Here is a 14,303-nt window from a genome sequence, read left to right on the forward strand (position 1 = left end):
GGCGGGTCTCTGGTGAATCAGCACCATACGCAATTTAGTAGCATAGCTGCCGGCACAAAGCAAGAACAAAATTCGCCTTGGGTCAGATAGGCGCGGCTATGCCGTGTCCAGGTGGAGCTGCTCGAAACCCTCGAAGAACTCGCCGTAGTCGCAGGTTATCTCCTCGCCGGCGGCGATGTCGCGGGTCGCGGTGGCCCCGCCATATTGCGAAAAGTCGGTGTTCGGCTTGTCGGCGTGGTTCATGAAGCGGCCATTGTCGACCTCATAGACCATGAAGCCCGGCCGGTCCGGACTGGGATAGGCATATCTGTCGAGCAATTCCTTGAGGTGCGGCGGCGCCGTCTCGTATCTTTCCATCGGGATCAGCCGGTCGAAGTCCGGATCGAGCCGCCAGATCTGCGCCCCTTTCCGGATCGGCTCGGCGGCGAACACGCCGACGCCTTCGATTGCGCTTGCAGCGATATACGTCCTGATCAGCAGCATGTTTCCAACCCGTTTTCGAGGAGAAGACGGAATCGTCAAATCGCCGGGAAAAGCAAGACCGGTTTTTCCGGCATTGCGGCTGGCGGGCTGACATTGCGGCTGGCGGGCCGACGCCAACCGCGAAACGCTTCACGTGCGGGTGATCGAGACACCGCCGTCGGCGAACAGTGCCGTGCCGGTGGTGAAGCTCGATGCATCGGAAGCCAGGTAAAGCGCCGAGCGGGCGATCTCCTCTGGCTCGGCGACGCGCTTCAAGGCATGCAGGTTTTCGACGAACGCCCGCGATTCAGGTGTGTTGAATGTCGCCGAAGGCGTGTCGGTGCCGCCCGGCAGCAGCGCGTTGACCCGGACGCCCTTGGCGCCAAATTCGGCGGCCAGCACCTGCGTCAATCCGATCAGTCCGGCCTTGCTCGCGGCATAGCTGGTCATGCCGGGCATGCCGAGCGTGTGGCCGACGAAGGTCGAGGTGAAGATCAACGACCCGCCGCCGCGTTCGACCATCGCCGGCACCTGGTATTTCGCGCCGAGAAAGGCGCTGGTCAGATTGGTATCGAGCGTCTCGCGCCAGCCCTTCAGCGACAGCTCAGAAACCGGCCCCATCCTGCCGACCGAGCCGGCATTGTTGAAGGCGATGTCGAGCCCGCCGAATTTCTCGACCGCCAGGTCGACCAGGACTTTCGCGTAGGCTTCGTCGCGGACGTCGCCGGCAAGCGCAATGGCGGTGCCCTCGGCGTCTTCGATTTCGGCAACCAGCGCATCGAGTTCCGCCCGGCGGCGGGCGGCGACGACGAGCCTGGCGCCTTGCTCGGCAAAGAGTTTTGCCGTGGCGCGGCCGATCCCGGAACTGGCGCCGGTGACGATGGCGACCTTGTTGGTGAGTGCGAACATTTTCTGCATCCTTTTTTCGCGCCGGCTCTGGCCGGCAATCGGGATGCTTGGTCGCAAATCGGGGCGGCGCGAGCCACCCGATACCTGCGCTGCCCTCGACAGCCCTTCTTGACGTCCGCTTGCCACCAGGCTACGGATCGTCATCCAAAACTCGCGGGTGGACGCGCCACCCATTCCAATGACCCCCCAAGACATAATGAGCAGGTTGTTGGCCCCCGGCTTCGAGGGCGACAGCGAGTTGACGTCCGCCCTTCAATCGGAATTTGGCAAAGGCTTTCCGATAGAAAATCTCCGGCCGCTGCTGACGTCCGGCAACCTTCATACCCAAGCCGCCGCCGCTTTCTTGGTGGCCGAAGCCAGTCCCAAAACAAGCTACAAGATGAATTGCGTTGTCGCGGAAATAGCCGATCTGCTCGACAGCGAATCTTCGGGCATCCGGTGCGACGCGATCGAGGCGCTTCTAGGGTGCACCACGCCTGCGGACGGCACCATTCTCGGCCGCGTGATGCTGCGGCTGGATGACGAACATGCCGGCGTTCGGTGGAGGGTCGTCCAATTCATCTGCCTTGCACAGCGCTGGCAGCTAAGGCTTGCGGTGGAAAATGCCGCCGCGCTTCGTCTGGACTCAGCTTTCACGACACTGGTCGACGCCTATGGTCACTATGTCATGCCGAGTTCCAAGGACCTGCCACGGTTACTCGAACATCCGGATGCGGTTTTGCGGCGCTTTGCGGCGGCAGTGGCGATCAGGCCACGCGAGGTGATCGTCGAGCGCTTCGTTGCCATGGCGGAGCAGTCGAACGACGCGGAAGTTCGCAAAATCGCGGCCGATTGCCGTGAGGGTTATTTGCGATCGATCTATGCAATCGGGCCGTGCATCGTGAAGCGTGCTCCGGCTGACCCAACGAAAAGCGAAGCTCAGAACAGCGACCAGTGAAAGCACGGCGCAAACGGCAAGCGCCGTCGCAAACGGTGCAAGGCCACTATTGCCTAAGCAGCCAGCCGAGCCGATCGAGCGAAAATGCGTAGCTGACGGCGATCAGCAGGGCGACGGCCATGCCGGCCGTCGTGTAGCCGGCCAGGTGGAATCCGGCAGCGCCGCCGAACAGGATGACGAGTTCGAGCACCAGCCGCAAACCGCCCGGCACCGGAACCGGTGCCCGCCCCGAGCGGCTCGGATCGTTCGGCACCGCGAAGACTCCCCAGAGCGCGGCGGCAACGAACGGCAATGCCACGGCAAGGATCCAGCGCCACATGCCCGCTGAGAGGCTCCAGCCCGCCATGCCGAGGCCGAGCAAAGCGGCGAGCTCCAGCAAGAAGCGCAATGTCAGATTCCACCAGACGTTACCCACCGCCATAATCCTCCGATCGTCAGGCGACGGATAGCGGTGGAAGGCAATTGCATCAACCTGCCCGGATGCGGCTTTTTCACCACGGCGCAAAACGGCAAGCGCCGTCGCAAACAGTGCAAGGCTGGCAGCACGGTTTCGCTAGTGATACAAGCTCGCGCGCCGGGGTTGGCTGATCTGCCCGGCCGCCATTTGCGAGGCCTGCGACGTTGAAGAAATACTCGGTATTCGCCATCGCCCGCGAGGCCATGCGCGGCCATAAGGGTTGGAAGGAACAGTGGTCCTCGCCGGAGCCGAAGAAGGAGTACGACGTCGTCATCGTCGGCGCCGGCGGCCACGGCCTGGCCACCGCCTATTATCTCGCCACCGTGCACGGCATCACCAACGTCGCGGTATTGGAAAAGGGCTGGCTCGGCGGCGGCAATACCGGCCGCAACACCACCATCATCCGCTCGAACTATCTCTACGACGAGAGCGCCGGCATCTACGACCATGCGCTGAAGCTGTGGGACGGGCTCAGCCAGGAGCTCAACTACAACGTCATGTATTCGCCGCGCGGCGTCATGATGCTCGCCCACAACATCCACGACATCCAGGTGCTGAAGCGGCACGTCCACGCCAACCGGCTGAACGGCATCGACAATGAATGGCTGACGCCGGAGCAGGCCAAGGAATTCTGCCCGCCGCTCAACATTTCGCGCAATGCGCGCTATCCGGTGATGGGCGCCTCCCTGCAGCGCCGCGGCGGCACGGCGCGTCACGATGCGGTTGCCTGGGGCTATGCGCGCGGCGCCTCGGCGCGCGGCGTCCACATCATCCAGAATTGCGAGGTCACCGGGGTCAGGCGGGCGCCGAACGGCGCTGTAACCGGTGTCGAGACGACGCGCGGCTTCATCGGTGCCAGGAAGGTCGGCGTGGTGGCCGCCGGGCACTCATCGGTGATCATGAACATGGCCGGCGTGCGCATGCCGCTGGAAAGCTATCCGCTGCAGGCGCTGGTGTCGGAGCCGGTCAAGCCGGTGGTGCCTTGCGTGGTGATGTCGAACACCGTGCATGCCTATATCTCGCAGTCCGACAAGGGCGAGCTGGTCATCGGCGCCGGCACCGACCAGTATGTCTCCTATTCGCAGACCGGCGGTCTGCACATTTTGCAGCATACGTTGGACGCCATCTGCGAGATGTTCCCGATCTTCACGCGCATGAAGATGCTGCGCTCATGGGGCGGCATCGTCGATGTGACGCCGGACCGTTCGCCGATCCTGGCCAAGACGCCGGTGCCCGGCCTCTATGTCAATTGCGGCTGGGGCACAGGCGGCTTCAAGGCGACGCCGGGTTCGGGCCATGTCTTTGCCCATACGATCGCCAGGGACGATCCGCACCCGATCAACGCGCCCTTCACCATCGAGCGTTTCCGCACCGGCCGCCTCATCGACGAGGCGGCGGCGGCAGCGGTGGCGCACTGAAGGCCGCAATGACGCGCAAGACTCACACCATGCTTTTCGGATTGGCCCTCGTGGGCGCCACGGTGCTCTTCATGCTGTTAGTGGTCAGGGAGATTTTGGTTCGAATAGTCGGGTATGAGCCCAACGGGGTCGATCCCGTCATGTTGGCCATGTTTGTAATTGTGGGCGTACCTACTTTTTTCTGCGTATGGGCGTTTGCCATACCGAAAATACTCGAAAACGCTTTTCTGGATATCGGTTCCCCAAGAACCTTCTCTGGACCACGAACGCAGGCTGATGTCGATCGAGCCAAAGTGAATTTGCGGGCGGTAGGATTGCTCGTCGAAGACCGCCCTGCCGAAGAAAATGTTGTGACCAATCGTGGCAGACATGACGGCTCTGCACATGATGGGTCTAGATCCAAGAAAGTCGATTGATGCTTCTCATCCGCTGCCCCTATTGCGAGGAAGAGCGTCCGGAGCTCGAATTCCGCAACGCCGGCGAGGCGCATATCGCGCGTTCCCCAAACATCGCCGGCGAGAGCGACGACGATTTTGAAAGGTTCTTTTTCATCCGCTCCAATCCCAAGGGGATCATCTATGAGCGCTGGCGGCACATGCATGGCTGTGCGCGGTTCTTCAATGCCGTGCGCGACACCGTCAGCGACAGGTTCCTGATGACTTACAAGGCCGGCGAACCGAAGCCCACCAAGCTGCCGGGAGCCGCCAAATGAGCGCCACGTTCCGCATTGCCGGCGCCGGGCGGCTCAAACAGGCAAAGATAGCTGGCTTCAGCTTCGACGGCCGCCCCTATACCGGCATCGAGGGCGATACGTTGGCCTCGGCGCTGCTTGCAAACGGCGTCCATCTCGTCGGCCGCTCGTTCAAGTACCACCGGCCGCGCGGTTTTCTGTCGGCTGGCGCCGAAGAGCCGAACGCGCTGGTCGAGATCAAGCGCGACGCGGGACGCAAGACGCCGAACGTTCGTGCCACGGTGCAGGAACTCTATGACGGATTGACCGCCCAGTCGCAGAACCGCTGGCCGTCGCTCGCTTTCGACGTCGGCGCCGTCAGCAGTATTGCCTCGCCGATGCTTTCGGCCGGCTTCTACTACAAGACCTTCATGTGGCCGAAGGCCGCGTGGAAAAACCTCTACGAGCCCAAGATCCGCGCCGCCGCCGGTCTCGGCGTCGCTCCTGACCAGCCGGATCCCGACCACTATTCGGCGCGCTTCGCCCATTGCGAGGTGCTGGTACTTGGCGGCGGTGCCGCGGGCATCGCCGCGGCATTGGCCGCGGCCGAGACCGGCGCGCGCGTTATCCTTGCCGACGAGCAGGCGGAATTCGGCGGCAGTCTGCGCTTCGAGAGCGGCGCGAAGATCGAAGGCCAGGACGGCTTTTCCTGGGCGCAATCGGCTCTCGCCAAGTTGAGCGCGATGGACAATGTCCGCGTGCTGCCGCGTACCACGGCCTTCGGCTATTACGCGCAGAATTTCGTCGGGCTGGTCGAGCGCGTCAGCGACCATCTGCAGAACCCCGGCCGCGACCTGCCGCGCGAGCGACTGTGGCAGGTTCGCGCCAAACGCGTGGTGCTGGCGACCGGCGCCATCGAGCGCCACATGGTGTTTGCCGATAACGACCGGCCGGGCATCATGCTGGCGTCGGCGGCGCGCACCTATCTCAACCATCACGGCGTCGCCGTCGGCAGGAATATCGGCGTCTATACGGCGAACGATTCCGCCTATGCGGCGGCGATCGACCTGAAAAAGGCCGGCATCAACGTGGCGGCGATCGTCGACCTGCGCGACAACCCGACCGGGCCGGCGATCGACGAGGCGAGGGCGCTCGGCATCGAGGTCAATTTCGGCCGCGCGGTGATCCGCGCCAGCGGCAAATTGCGGGTGTCGTCGATGACTGTGCAGCCGAAGAATGGCGGCGGCGAGCGCACCATCCCGGTTGACGCGATTCTGATGTCGGCCGGCTGGACGCCATCGGTGCATCTGTTCTCGCAATCGCGCGGCAAGGTCGCCTTCAATGACGAGACCAAGCGCTTCGTGCCCGGAATTTATGCGCAGGACTGCGTCTCGGTCGGCGCCTGCAACGGTACCGACGGGCTGTCGGCGACGATCGACGAGGCCTATGCAGCGGGCGCCAAGGCGGCCAAGGACGCCGGCAGCAGGCCGGCCAAGGGCACCAAGCCGAAGGTCGACGCCGGCGAGAGCTGGTCGCGCGGCATGCTGGGTGCAGCACCCGGTGCCGGATCGGATACGACGGTCAAGGCCTTTGTCGACTTCCAGAACGACGTCACCGCTAAGGACATCCGCCAGGCAGTGCATGAGGGCATGCGCTCGATCGAGCACGTCAAGCGCTTCACCACCAATGGCATGGCGACCGACCAGGGCAAGACCTCCAACATGCACGGCCTGGCGATTGCCGCCGAGACGTTGGGCAAGCCGATCCCGCAGGTCGGGCTGACGACGTTCCGCGCGCCCTATACGCCGGTGACATTCGGCTCGATCGTCGGCCACGCGCGGGGTCCCCTGTTCGACCCGACCCGCAAGACGGCGATCCATCCCTGGGCCGAGCGCCAGGGCGCTGTATTCGAGGATGTCGGCCAATGGAAGCGCGCCTGGTATTTCCCGAAGCCGGGCGAGGACATACATGCCGCCGTCGATCGTGAGTGCGTCACGGTGCGCAAGACAGCCGGCCTGTTTGACGCCTCGACGCTGGGCAAGATCGAGGTGGTCGGGCCGGATGCGGCCAAATTCATGGAACTGCTCTACACCAATCCATGGGAGAAGCTCGAGCCCGGCCGCTGCCGTTACGGCATCATGCTGCGCGAGGACGGCTTCATCTATGACGACGGTGTCGTCGGCAGGCTTGCACCCGACCGTTTCCATGTGACGACGACGACCGGCGGCGCGCCGCGCGTCATGAACCATATGGAAGACTATCTCCAGACCGAGTTCCCGCATCTCCACGTCTGGCTGACCTCGATCACCGAGCAGTGGGCGGTGATTGCCGTGCAGGGACCGAAGTCTCGCGACATCATTGCGCCGCTGGTCGAGGGCATCGACATGTCGGATGAGGCGCTGCCGCATATGTCGGTGCGCGAAGGCCGGATCTGCGGCGTGCCGACCAGGCTGTTTCGCATGTCGTTCAGCGGTGAGCGCGGCTTCGAGGTCAACGTGCCGGCCGATTACGGCGAGGCAGTCTGGGAAGCGCTATGGGCCGAGGGCCAGAAGCATGGCGCCTGTGCTTACGGCACCGAGTCCATGCATGTGCTGCGCGCTGAAAAGGGCTACATCATCGTCGGCCAGGATACCGACGGCACGGTGACGCCGAACGACGCCGGGCTCGACTGGGCGGTCGGCAAGAAGAAGACCGACTTCGTCGGCATTCGCGGCATGGCGCGGCCGGATCTGGTCGCCAAGGGCCGCAAGCAGCTTGTCGGCCTGAAGACCAGGGATCCCAAGGTGGTGCTGGAGGAGGGCGCGCAGATTGTCGCGGACCCGAAGCAGGCAATCCCGATGAAGATGATTGGCCATGTCACCTCGAGCTATTGGTCGCAAAATTGCGGCCGCTCGATCGCGCTGGGGCTGGTCGCCGGCGGCCGCGATCGCACGGGCGAGACGCTCTATGTGCCGATGCCGAACGGGGTGATCGAGGTGGAGGTCACCGGGATGGTGTTCTTCGACGAGAAGGGGGAGCGCCTCAATGGCTAAGGCCGCTTTGAAAACCGACGCCGCCGGACCCTCAGTCGAACGCCGTCCGGCTCTCGCCGGCCAGTCGCTTTCCGCCGCCGGCGTTACACTTGCCGTGCTGCCGCCGGCCGAGCGCATATCGCTGCGCGCGCCGGAAGCCTCGATTGCGGCACTTTCGAAAGCGCTCGGCGTTGTCCTGCCGCAAAGGCCGAAAACCTCGGCGGCAAAGGCCGGACGCACGGCCTTGTGGCTCGGGCCGGACGAATGGCTGGTCATCGACGAGAGCGGAAAAGATCCGCTCGCCGACTGCGCCAGCATTTCCGTACTGCATTCGGCGGTCGGCATCTCGCACCGCAACGTCGCCATATCGGTTATCGGTCCGGCTGCCGCGGCGACGATCAATGCCGGCTGCCCGCAGGATCTGTCGCTCGACGCCTTTCCGGTCGGGGCGGCGTCGCGCACCATTCTCGGCAAGGTCGAAATCGTGCTGTTGCGCACGGCGGCCGACGCGTTCCGCGTCGAATGCTGGCGTTCCTTTTCCGATTATGTCTTTACTTTTCTATTGGAGGCAGCGCGCGACGCGGCAGCATAGGCATGTTCGCCGCGCCCGACCGTTCTGCGACAGCGAGCCGAGGGAGAATGCAAATGCCGAACTCCGCGCCGAAGTCGCCGGTCAAGACGCCGGCCGTGCGCTCTTTCGAAGACGAGCAGCGCACGGGGACGGATATCGAAGAGGAACTCGAGGAAGGCCTCGAGGATACATTCCCGGCCAGCGATCCGGTGTCGATCACCGGAACGGCCGTTCCCGGCGCACCGGCAAGACCCGGCAAGCCCAAAAGCGTGGTGGGACAGAAGCGCAAGAAGTGATCTGCGCGGGGTGACAAAAAGCAGGGCTGAGGCCGGCACGATGGGCGGCCGGAAATTGCTGCCGCCCTTTCGTTTCCTCACCGCGTATTGTCGCCCGATCGGCTCAGAAGCTGCTTGGCACGATCCACGGGTCGATGCCGATGCCGAGCCTCGGGCCCTTGCTGTCGGCCTTGTGGGTCGCGGCGTCCGCCTTTTCAAGCGATCCGGTCGGCGCGCAATCGAGCTTCACATCGACCTTGGTGTCGATGCAGGCCGCTTCTTGCTTGCCTGTCTGACTGCTGCCGGCAAATGCGGCGCCAGAGAGCGCCAGCAGGGCGGCGAGCGCGAGGATTGCCTTCTTCATGGTCTGTCTCCGGTTTCCAGTTATTGGATTCGTACATGTACGGAATTGCGTACAGATACGCCCAGGACTTAGGGAGTTCAAGCAAAATCGTACATGTACGGAGAAATTGAGCGCAGGAATTGCCGGACGCTCGGCGCCGGAGCGTTCGGAGAAATTACAGATCGGGAGGAGCGCCGCTCTTCAGCAGTTGACCGGCGGCGTGAGCGGCGCAATCTCGTGCGCGGCGATGGCTTCGAGCATGATGTCGCCGATCCGTGTGATGAACGTCGTCTGGTCGCCGAACGGGTAGAACGGGAAGGTGATCAGCAGCGAGATGGCGCCGTGGCCGACCGCCCACAGCATGGTGGCGATGGCGCGTGGATCGCCTTTGAGCCTGCCGGCGGCAACGCAGGCTTCGACCCTCGCGATCAGCACTTTCATCGCCGGGTTGCCGCTCTCCATTTCGGCGAAGGTCTTTCCGGCTGGCGGCCTGACTTTTTCGGTCATGAAGACGGTGCGGTATTCGTTGGGATTTTCCAGTCCAAAGGCGGCGTATTCGACAAGCACCGCCTTGAGCGCCTCGATCGGGTCGTCGGCCGTATGATTTGCGATGCGCCTGGCCAAGGTCTCGAAGGCATCCTCGGCCAGCGCGAACAGGATGTCCTGCTTGTCGGCGAAATAGGAATAGACCGACATCGGCGCATAGCCAACGCGCTTGGCGAGCTTGCGGATGGTGAGGCCGTCATAGCCTTCTTCCTGGACAAGCTTGTGCGCGGCGTCGACAAGTTCGGAACGCAGTTCAGCCTTTTGTTTTTCGCGGCGCTCCTGGACGCTTAGCTGCAACTTTCTACTGCCTTATGACTGATGGCTGGATGCAGCATATATACGCTGTACGGCGTCGGGCAAGGGTGGCACGAAGCAGAAGCTTGACTGTCGCATGGCTGGCGATCGCGCTCGGCTTCGCCATGGAAGCTCTCATTCTGACCGTCAGATTTGCGGCAGGTGCCAACCCCGCGACGACGCAGTTTCTGATCGAACTGGCGCAAGGCGTGACCTGGTCGTTCTTCGTCTGCGCCGGCGTCAGCCTCGGCACGGCGCTCACCAAGGTGCGAGGCTCGCTCGGTGGCCTGATCGGTGCGATTTCGGAGCCACTGGCGATGGGCATCGCCAAAGGGACGCAAAAGGTTATGGTCAGCGCGCTGGACGCGGCGGCAAAGCCGGCCATCCTGTCGCTCACGACGCTCGGTGTGCTGCGGGCGATCGAATACGGGCTGCTCGGCTGGGCACTGGCGTCGCTGGCATCGAAGGAAGAACCGCGTCCGCTCCATTTCGCGCTGGCAGGCGCCCTGATAGGCGCGGTATTCGGCGGCGGCACCACGGTGCTGACCATCGAGACGGCCGCGGCAAATGACGCTGCTCTCGCAATGCCACAGGCGATCGCAACCGGCCTCAACGAGATCGTGTTCCCAATCGGTTGTTCACTGGTCGTCTACATTGCGCTGCAGGTCAGCCGCCACATGAAGTACGTCGCGGCCGAAGCTAAATAGATTTGGCACAGATAGATTTGGGCTTCTCCGCCTGACGAGAGTCAGACCGCTTCCGGCTGGCGTTCGATCAGGGTCAGCGTCAGCCAGCGTGCGGTCAGCGCCGGTTTTTTCGAGCCCTCGATCTCGATCGTCACGTCGTGCGCCGTCTGCACCCACCCCGACGGCCTGACCTTGACGTCGGCCAGCACGAAACGGGTGCGGATGCGCGAGCCGGTCTTCACCGGCGCCAGGAAGCGCAGCGAATCGAAGCCGTGATTGACGCCCATCTTGCTGTTTTCCAGCGGCGGCATGGTTTCGAAGGTCATCGCCGACAACAGCGAAAGCGACAGGAAGCCATGCGCGATGGTGCCGCCGAACGGCGTTTCGCGGCTGGCGCGTTCCGGATCGCAATGGATGAACTGATGGTCGTCGGTGGCATCGGCGAACTGGTCGATCATGCGCTGGGTGACGACCCGCCATGGCGACACGCCGACTTCCTTGCCGACGTTGGCCAGAAGCACATCGAGACTGATCGGTTCCACGCTGATGTCCTCCATCTTCACCCCCGGCATTTCACTCGCCGGATGGCGTGCGTCTCATTCCTTGAACAATGTCAGCCCGTGTTGCACCGACTGCCCGCCATCGATCGGCAGGATGGCGCCGGTGACATAGCTGCCGGCCCGGCTGCACAAATAGAGCGTTGCGCCGGCAATGTCATCCGGTGCGCCGATGCGGCCGATCGGAACGTGGTTGCCGATATGTCTTGCCTGGTCCTCGGTGCCGGTGGCGAAGGCCGTCATCCGGCTCTGGAAAGGGCCAGGCGCAAAGGCGTTGACGGTGATGCGGCGGGCGGCGAACTCGATTGCCAGGATGCGCGTCAGGTGGTGAACCGCGGCCTTCGAGGCCGAGTAGGAGTAGGCATCTTCGGCTAAAGGCTGCGTGCCCATCACCGATCCGAGGTTGATCACCCGGGCCGGGTCGGCGTCGCTGGCCGCGGCCTCGAGCAGAGGCAGCAATTCGCGCGTCAGGTGGAAGACCGAGGTGACGTTGACGCCGAACACCTTGGCCCAGGCATGGTAGGGAAAGCTTTCCAGCGGCGCGCCCCAGGAGATGCCGGCATTGTTGACCAGGATATGCAGCCGCTCGGTCCGCGCCCTGACCTCGGCCACAAGCGCCGCAATGCCGGCCTCGCTGGAGACGTCGCCGGCAAAACCTTCCGCCCGGCCGGATGCGCCAAGGCCGTTCAACTCGCCCGCTACCCTGACGCAATCCTCGCTCTTGCGCGAGGCGATCATCACCGCGGCGCCGGCCATGACCAGAGCGGTCGCCGCCATGCGGCCGATGCCGGTCGCGGCGCCGGTGACCAGCGCCGTCTTGCCGGCGACTGAGAACAGCTCGTCCAGATAGCTCATCGAATTCCTCCGTGCAGTTCACCGCGCTTTGGTTCAGGAAGCGGCTTCGCGTCGACAAGGCTAGCCGAACTTCGATCATGCTTGCCATGGGTAAAGTAGCTGGGGTGGGGCACGCTTTAGCGGCTGAATGGTTAAGCCCGAAATGCAAGGTGGTCATTCGGCCGTGACATGGGTCGGATGAATGATGCGGCCGTGCCCGTTAGCGAGCACCTTGGTAAGCTGTTCATTTCGCGCGTGAACCAGTCGTCGTTACTCCTCCGCCCCAGCCGCAGGCGGGTCTTGAGGAGTTGGGAGGTGGCCGAGCAGTGGGGCGGGACTGACATTCGTATTCGTGGACGGGGACTATGCTTTCGGGGGGAAAGCCATGGGTAAGAAACAACGCACCGTCCTGCTGGCAGCGGTTTTTGCGACTGTCTTTGGCGTCTTTTTGCTGATCCTGATCCTGCAGATGATCAGTTTTTTAGAGGACTAGACCGAAGCGAAACGCGTCCCTTTCCGGAGGGGCTCTACCGCAGGCTTTCCAGCTCGCGGATGCGTTTGGCGCCGTCGGCCTCGAGCTGCCTTGTGACGGCGCCGATCAGCGCTTCGGCAACGACGAAAAGGGCGGCGGATGAGTCCCAGGCCGAAGGCACGGCGGTGCGCCCGGCGATGACGTGGCGGGCGAAGCGGGCGATCGGCGACAGCCACTGGTCGGTAAACAGCACGATCTGCACGCCACGCTGGTTGGCCGTCTCGGCAAAGCGGACCAGGCTGTCCTGGTAGCGCCTGATGTCGAAGATCACCAGCACGTCGCGCTTACCCATGTCGATCAGTCGGTCGCGCCAGACGCTTTCCTGCCCGCCGAGGTGAAAAACGTTGGGCTGGATGATGGCGAGGTGGGCGGCCATGTAGCGCGCCAGCGGGTCGGTGAAGCGGCCACCGATCAGGAATGTCTTGCCGCGCCGGTCGGCAAGCTTGGCGACGATGTCGGCAAGCTGTTTGTCCGAGAGATGCCGGAAGGTCTCGCGCATGTTGTCGAGGGTCGCCTCCAGCATCGGCGACACGGCGCTGCTGCCCGGCGATGGCGGATTGAGCGTGCGCGAGGCCGGCGACTGCAATTGCGCCGCCAGCTCGTCTTGCAGCGTCGACTGGAATTCCGGATAGTTCTGGAAGCCGAGCCGGGCGACGAAACGCAGGATCGTGGGCGATGATACGCCGGCCGTAGCCGAGAATTCGGCGACCGTCTTCAGCCCGATCAGCGGATAGCTGGCGATCAGCGCTTGCGCTGCGCGCCGCTCGCCTGCCGGCATGGTGCCGATGCGGTCGGAGATCAGTTCGGCAATGCTGGAAACCATGTTTTTCCCCACCCTGGCCGTGCCGTTAGCGCATTATCGAAATCGCGTTTGACAAAGCCGGCCAAACTGTATGAAATCATCCGCAGGGACGCAATGAGGCAAAATACGTAACATACGATACAGCGCTCCCCGGGGACAGCAGACAATGGAGACAGCACGGCCCGCCAGCCTTGCATCGCCTGAAACCGTAAGGGTGACGAACCCCGGCGGATCGAGCCCCTTCGTGCTGACCTGCGACCACGCCTCAAATTTCCTGCCACCGGAATTCGGAACGCTCGGCCTTGCCGCCGAGGATCTTTCCCGCCACATCGCCTGGGATCCCGGCGCCTTGCCGGTGGCGCGCCGCATGGCCGAGGCGCTCGATGCGACGCTGGTCGAGACCTGCATCTCGCGGCTCGTCATCGACTGCAACCGCCCGCTCGACGCGCCGGACCTGATAGTGACGGTCAGCGCCAGCGAAAAAACCGTGGTCCCGGCCAACCAGGGACTTTCGGCCGACCAGCGGGAGGCGCGCATCGCGCTGGCGTGGCGACCGTTTCACGAGCGGATCGCAACGATCGTAGACGAGCGCCTGGCGGCCGGGCGGGAGACCAGGCTGGTCTCGATCCATTCCTTCACGCCGCTCTACAAAGGCAAAAGCCGGCCCTGGCACATCGGCATCATCCATGACGAGGACCGCCGGCTGGCGGCGCCGCTGATCGCGGCGCTGAAGCGGCTCGCCGGCGTCACCGTCGGCGTCAACGAACCCTATTCGCCGGCCGACCGGGTCTATTTCACGCTGGAACGCCATGCGCGCTCGCGCGGGCTGCCTTGCGCGATGATCGAAATCCGCAACGACGAGATCTCCGGCGCGGCCGGGCAGCGGAAATGGGCGGATCTGCTCACCGGCATTTTTCTCAATCTGGAGCCCGAGGCGGCCAATGGCCCCAGACCAAGCGCAGTCGGAGAGTCAGTTCAATCGGCCAGCTAAGAAACCAA

General features: G+C 63.7%; 17 protein-coding genes. 9 read left to right on the forward strand and 8 right to left on the reverse strand.

Annotated features, from left to right (window positions below):
* Positions 1–96 precede the first annotated feature (96 nt).
* Together NKI29_RS15385 and NKI29_RS15390 are read right to left on the reverse strand one after the other, a co-directional pair.
* On the reverse strand, positions 97–483 hold the full coding sequence (locus NKI29_RS15385) for an SET domain-containing protein (RefSeq protein WP_352755047.1): 387 nt from the start codon (positions 481–483) through the stop codon (positions 97–99).
* 129 nt (positions 484–612) lie between these two features.
* Positions 613–1,371: an SDR family oxidoreductase gene (locus tag NKI29_RS15390; protein WP_352755045.1), complete on the reverse strand. Its 759-nt coding sequence runs from the start codon at positions 1,369–1,371 to the stop codon at positions 613–615.
* A 157-nt stretch (positions 1,372–1,528) separates the two neighbouring features.
* Here NKI29_RS15390 and NKI29_RS15395 point away from each other — a divergent pair, with 157 nt between their 5' ends.
* Positions 1,529–2,308, forward strand: a complete 780-nt coding sequence (locus NKI29_RS15395; protein WP_352633704.1) for a hypothetical protein — start codon at positions 1,529–1,531, stop codon at positions 2,306–2,308.
* A 46-nt stretch (positions 2,309–2,354) separates the two neighbouring features.
* On the opposite strand, the gene NKI29_RS15400 is transcribed toward NKI29_RS15395, so the two are convergent.
* The gene (locus NKI29_RS15400; protein ID WP_352755042.1) at positions 2,355–2,729 is read right to left on the reverse strand and encodes a YrdB family protein; all 375 of its coding nucleotides are present in this window, start codon (positions 2,727–2,729) and stop codon (positions 2,355–2,357) included.
* A 200-nt stretch (positions 2,730–2,929) separates the two neighbouring features.
* Between NKI29_RS15400 and NKI29_RS15405 the strand changes: the two genes are divergently transcribed.
* From NKI29_RS15405 to NKI29_RS15430, 6 genes are read left to right on the forward strand one after another with little or no spacing between them, the layout of a single operon-like run.
* Positions 2,930–4,183, forward strand: a complete 1,254-nt coding sequence (locus tag NKI29_RS15405) for a sarcosine oxidase subunit beta (protein WP_352796618.1) — start codon at positions 2,930–2,932, stop codon at positions 4,181–4,183.
* Between the two features lie 8 nt (positions 4,184–4,191).
* On the forward strand, positions 4,192–4,599 hold the full coding sequence (locus NKI29_RS15410; RefSeq protein ID WP_352796621.1) for a hypothetical protein: 408 nt from the start codon (positions 4,192–4,194) through the stop codon (positions 4,597–4,599).
* On the forward strand, positions 4,599–4,895 hold the full coding sequence (locus tag NKI29_RS15415) for a sarcosine oxidase subunit delta (RefSeq protein ID WP_352713637.1): 297 nt from the start codon (positions 4,599–4,601) through the stop codon (positions 4,893–4,895). Before NKI29_RS15410 ends, NKI29_RS15415 begins: the two co-directional genes overlap by 1 nt.
* Complete coding sequence (locus NKI29_RS15420) at positions 4,892–7,885, forward strand: sarcosine oxidase subunit alpha (RefSeq protein WP_352796624.1); 2,994 nt, start codon at positions 4,892–4,894, stop codon at positions 7,883–7,885. Before NKI29_RS15415 ends, NKI29_RS15420 begins: the two co-directional genes overlap by 4 nt.
* Positions 7,878–8,456, forward strand: coding sequence for a sarcosine oxidase subunit gamma (locus tag NKI29_RS15425; RefSeq protein ID WP_352690433.1), 579 nt, complete (start codon positions 7,878–7,880; stop codon positions 8,454–8,456). The genes NKI29_RS15420 and NKI29_RS15425 overlap by 8 nt, the downstream gene beginning before the upstream one ends.
* A gap of 53 nt (positions 8,457–8,509) precedes the next feature.
* Entirely contained in the window at positions 8,510–8,731 is a 222-nt protein-coding gene (locus tag NKI29_RS15430) for a hypothetical protein (protein WP_352796626.1), read from the forward strand.
* Positions 8,732–8,834: 103 nt separating this feature from the next.
* Here the strand turns inward: NKI29_RS15430 and NKI29_RS15435 are convergent, their stop codons facing one another.
* Positions 8,835–9,074: a DUF680 domain-containing protein gene (locus tag NKI29_RS15435; RefSeq protein WP_352755032.1), complete on the reverse strand. Its 240-nt coding sequence runs from the start codon at positions 9,072–9,074 to the stop codon at positions 8,835–8,837.
* A gap of 180 nt (positions 9,075–9,254) precedes the next feature.
* Positions 9,255–9,896, reverse strand: coding sequence for a TetR/AcrR family transcriptional regulator (locus NKI29_RS15440; RefSeq protein WP_023675343.1), 642 nt, complete (start codon positions 9,894–9,896; stop codon positions 9,255–9,257).
* Between the two features lie 83 nt (positions 9,897–9,979).
* On the opposite strand from NKI29_RS15440, the gene NKI29_RS15445 reads away from it, so the two are divergent.
* Entirely contained in the window at positions 9,980–10,600 is a 621-nt protein-coding gene (locus NKI29_RS15445) for a hypothetical protein (RefSeq protein ID WP_352755030.1), read from the forward strand.
* Positions 10,601–10,641: 41 nt separating this feature from the next.
* On the opposite strand, the gene NKI29_RS15450 is transcribed toward NKI29_RS15445, so the two are convergent.
* The 3 genes from NKI29_RS15450 to NKI29_RS15460 all read right to left on the reverse strand — a co-directional run bounded on the left by NKI29_RS15450 (position 10,642) and on the right by NKI29_RS15460 (position 13,325).
* Positions 10,642–11,136 carry a MaoC family dehydratase gene (locus NKI29_RS15450; protein ID WP_031211357.1) on the reverse strand — a complete coding sequence of 165 codons (495 nt, stop codon included), beginning with the start codon at positions 11,134–11,136 and terminating at the stop codon, positions 10,642–10,644.
* A gap of 39 nt (positions 11,137–11,175) precedes the next feature.
* Entirely contained in the window at positions 11,176–11,991 is an 816-nt protein-coding gene (locus NKI29_RS15455) for an SDR family oxidoreductase (protein WP_023675346.1), read from the reverse strand.
* 506 nt (positions 11,992–12,497) lie between these two features.
* Positions 12,498–13,325: a MurR/RpiR family transcriptional regulator gene (locus NKI29_RS15460; protein WP_023675348.1), complete on the reverse strand. Its 828-nt coding sequence runs from the start codon at positions 13,323–13,325 to the stop codon at positions 12,498–12,500.
* Between the two features lie 145 nt (positions 13,326–13,470).
* On the opposite strand from NKI29_RS15460, the gene NKI29_RS15465 reads away from it, so the two are divergent.
* A complete protein-coding gene (locus tag NKI29_RS15465) occupies positions 13,471–14,295 on the forward strand; it encodes an N-formylglutamate amidohydrolase (protein WP_352796627.1) in 825 nt (274 codons plus the stop codon).
* The last annotated feature ends 8 nt before the right edge of the window (positions 14,296–14,303 follow it).

The organism is Mesorhizobium sp. M0678, assembly GCF_040320505.1.
In the GTDB taxonomy this organism is placed as follows: Bacteria; Pseudomonadota; Alphaproteobacteria; order Rhizobiales; family Rhizobiaceae; genus Mesorhizobium.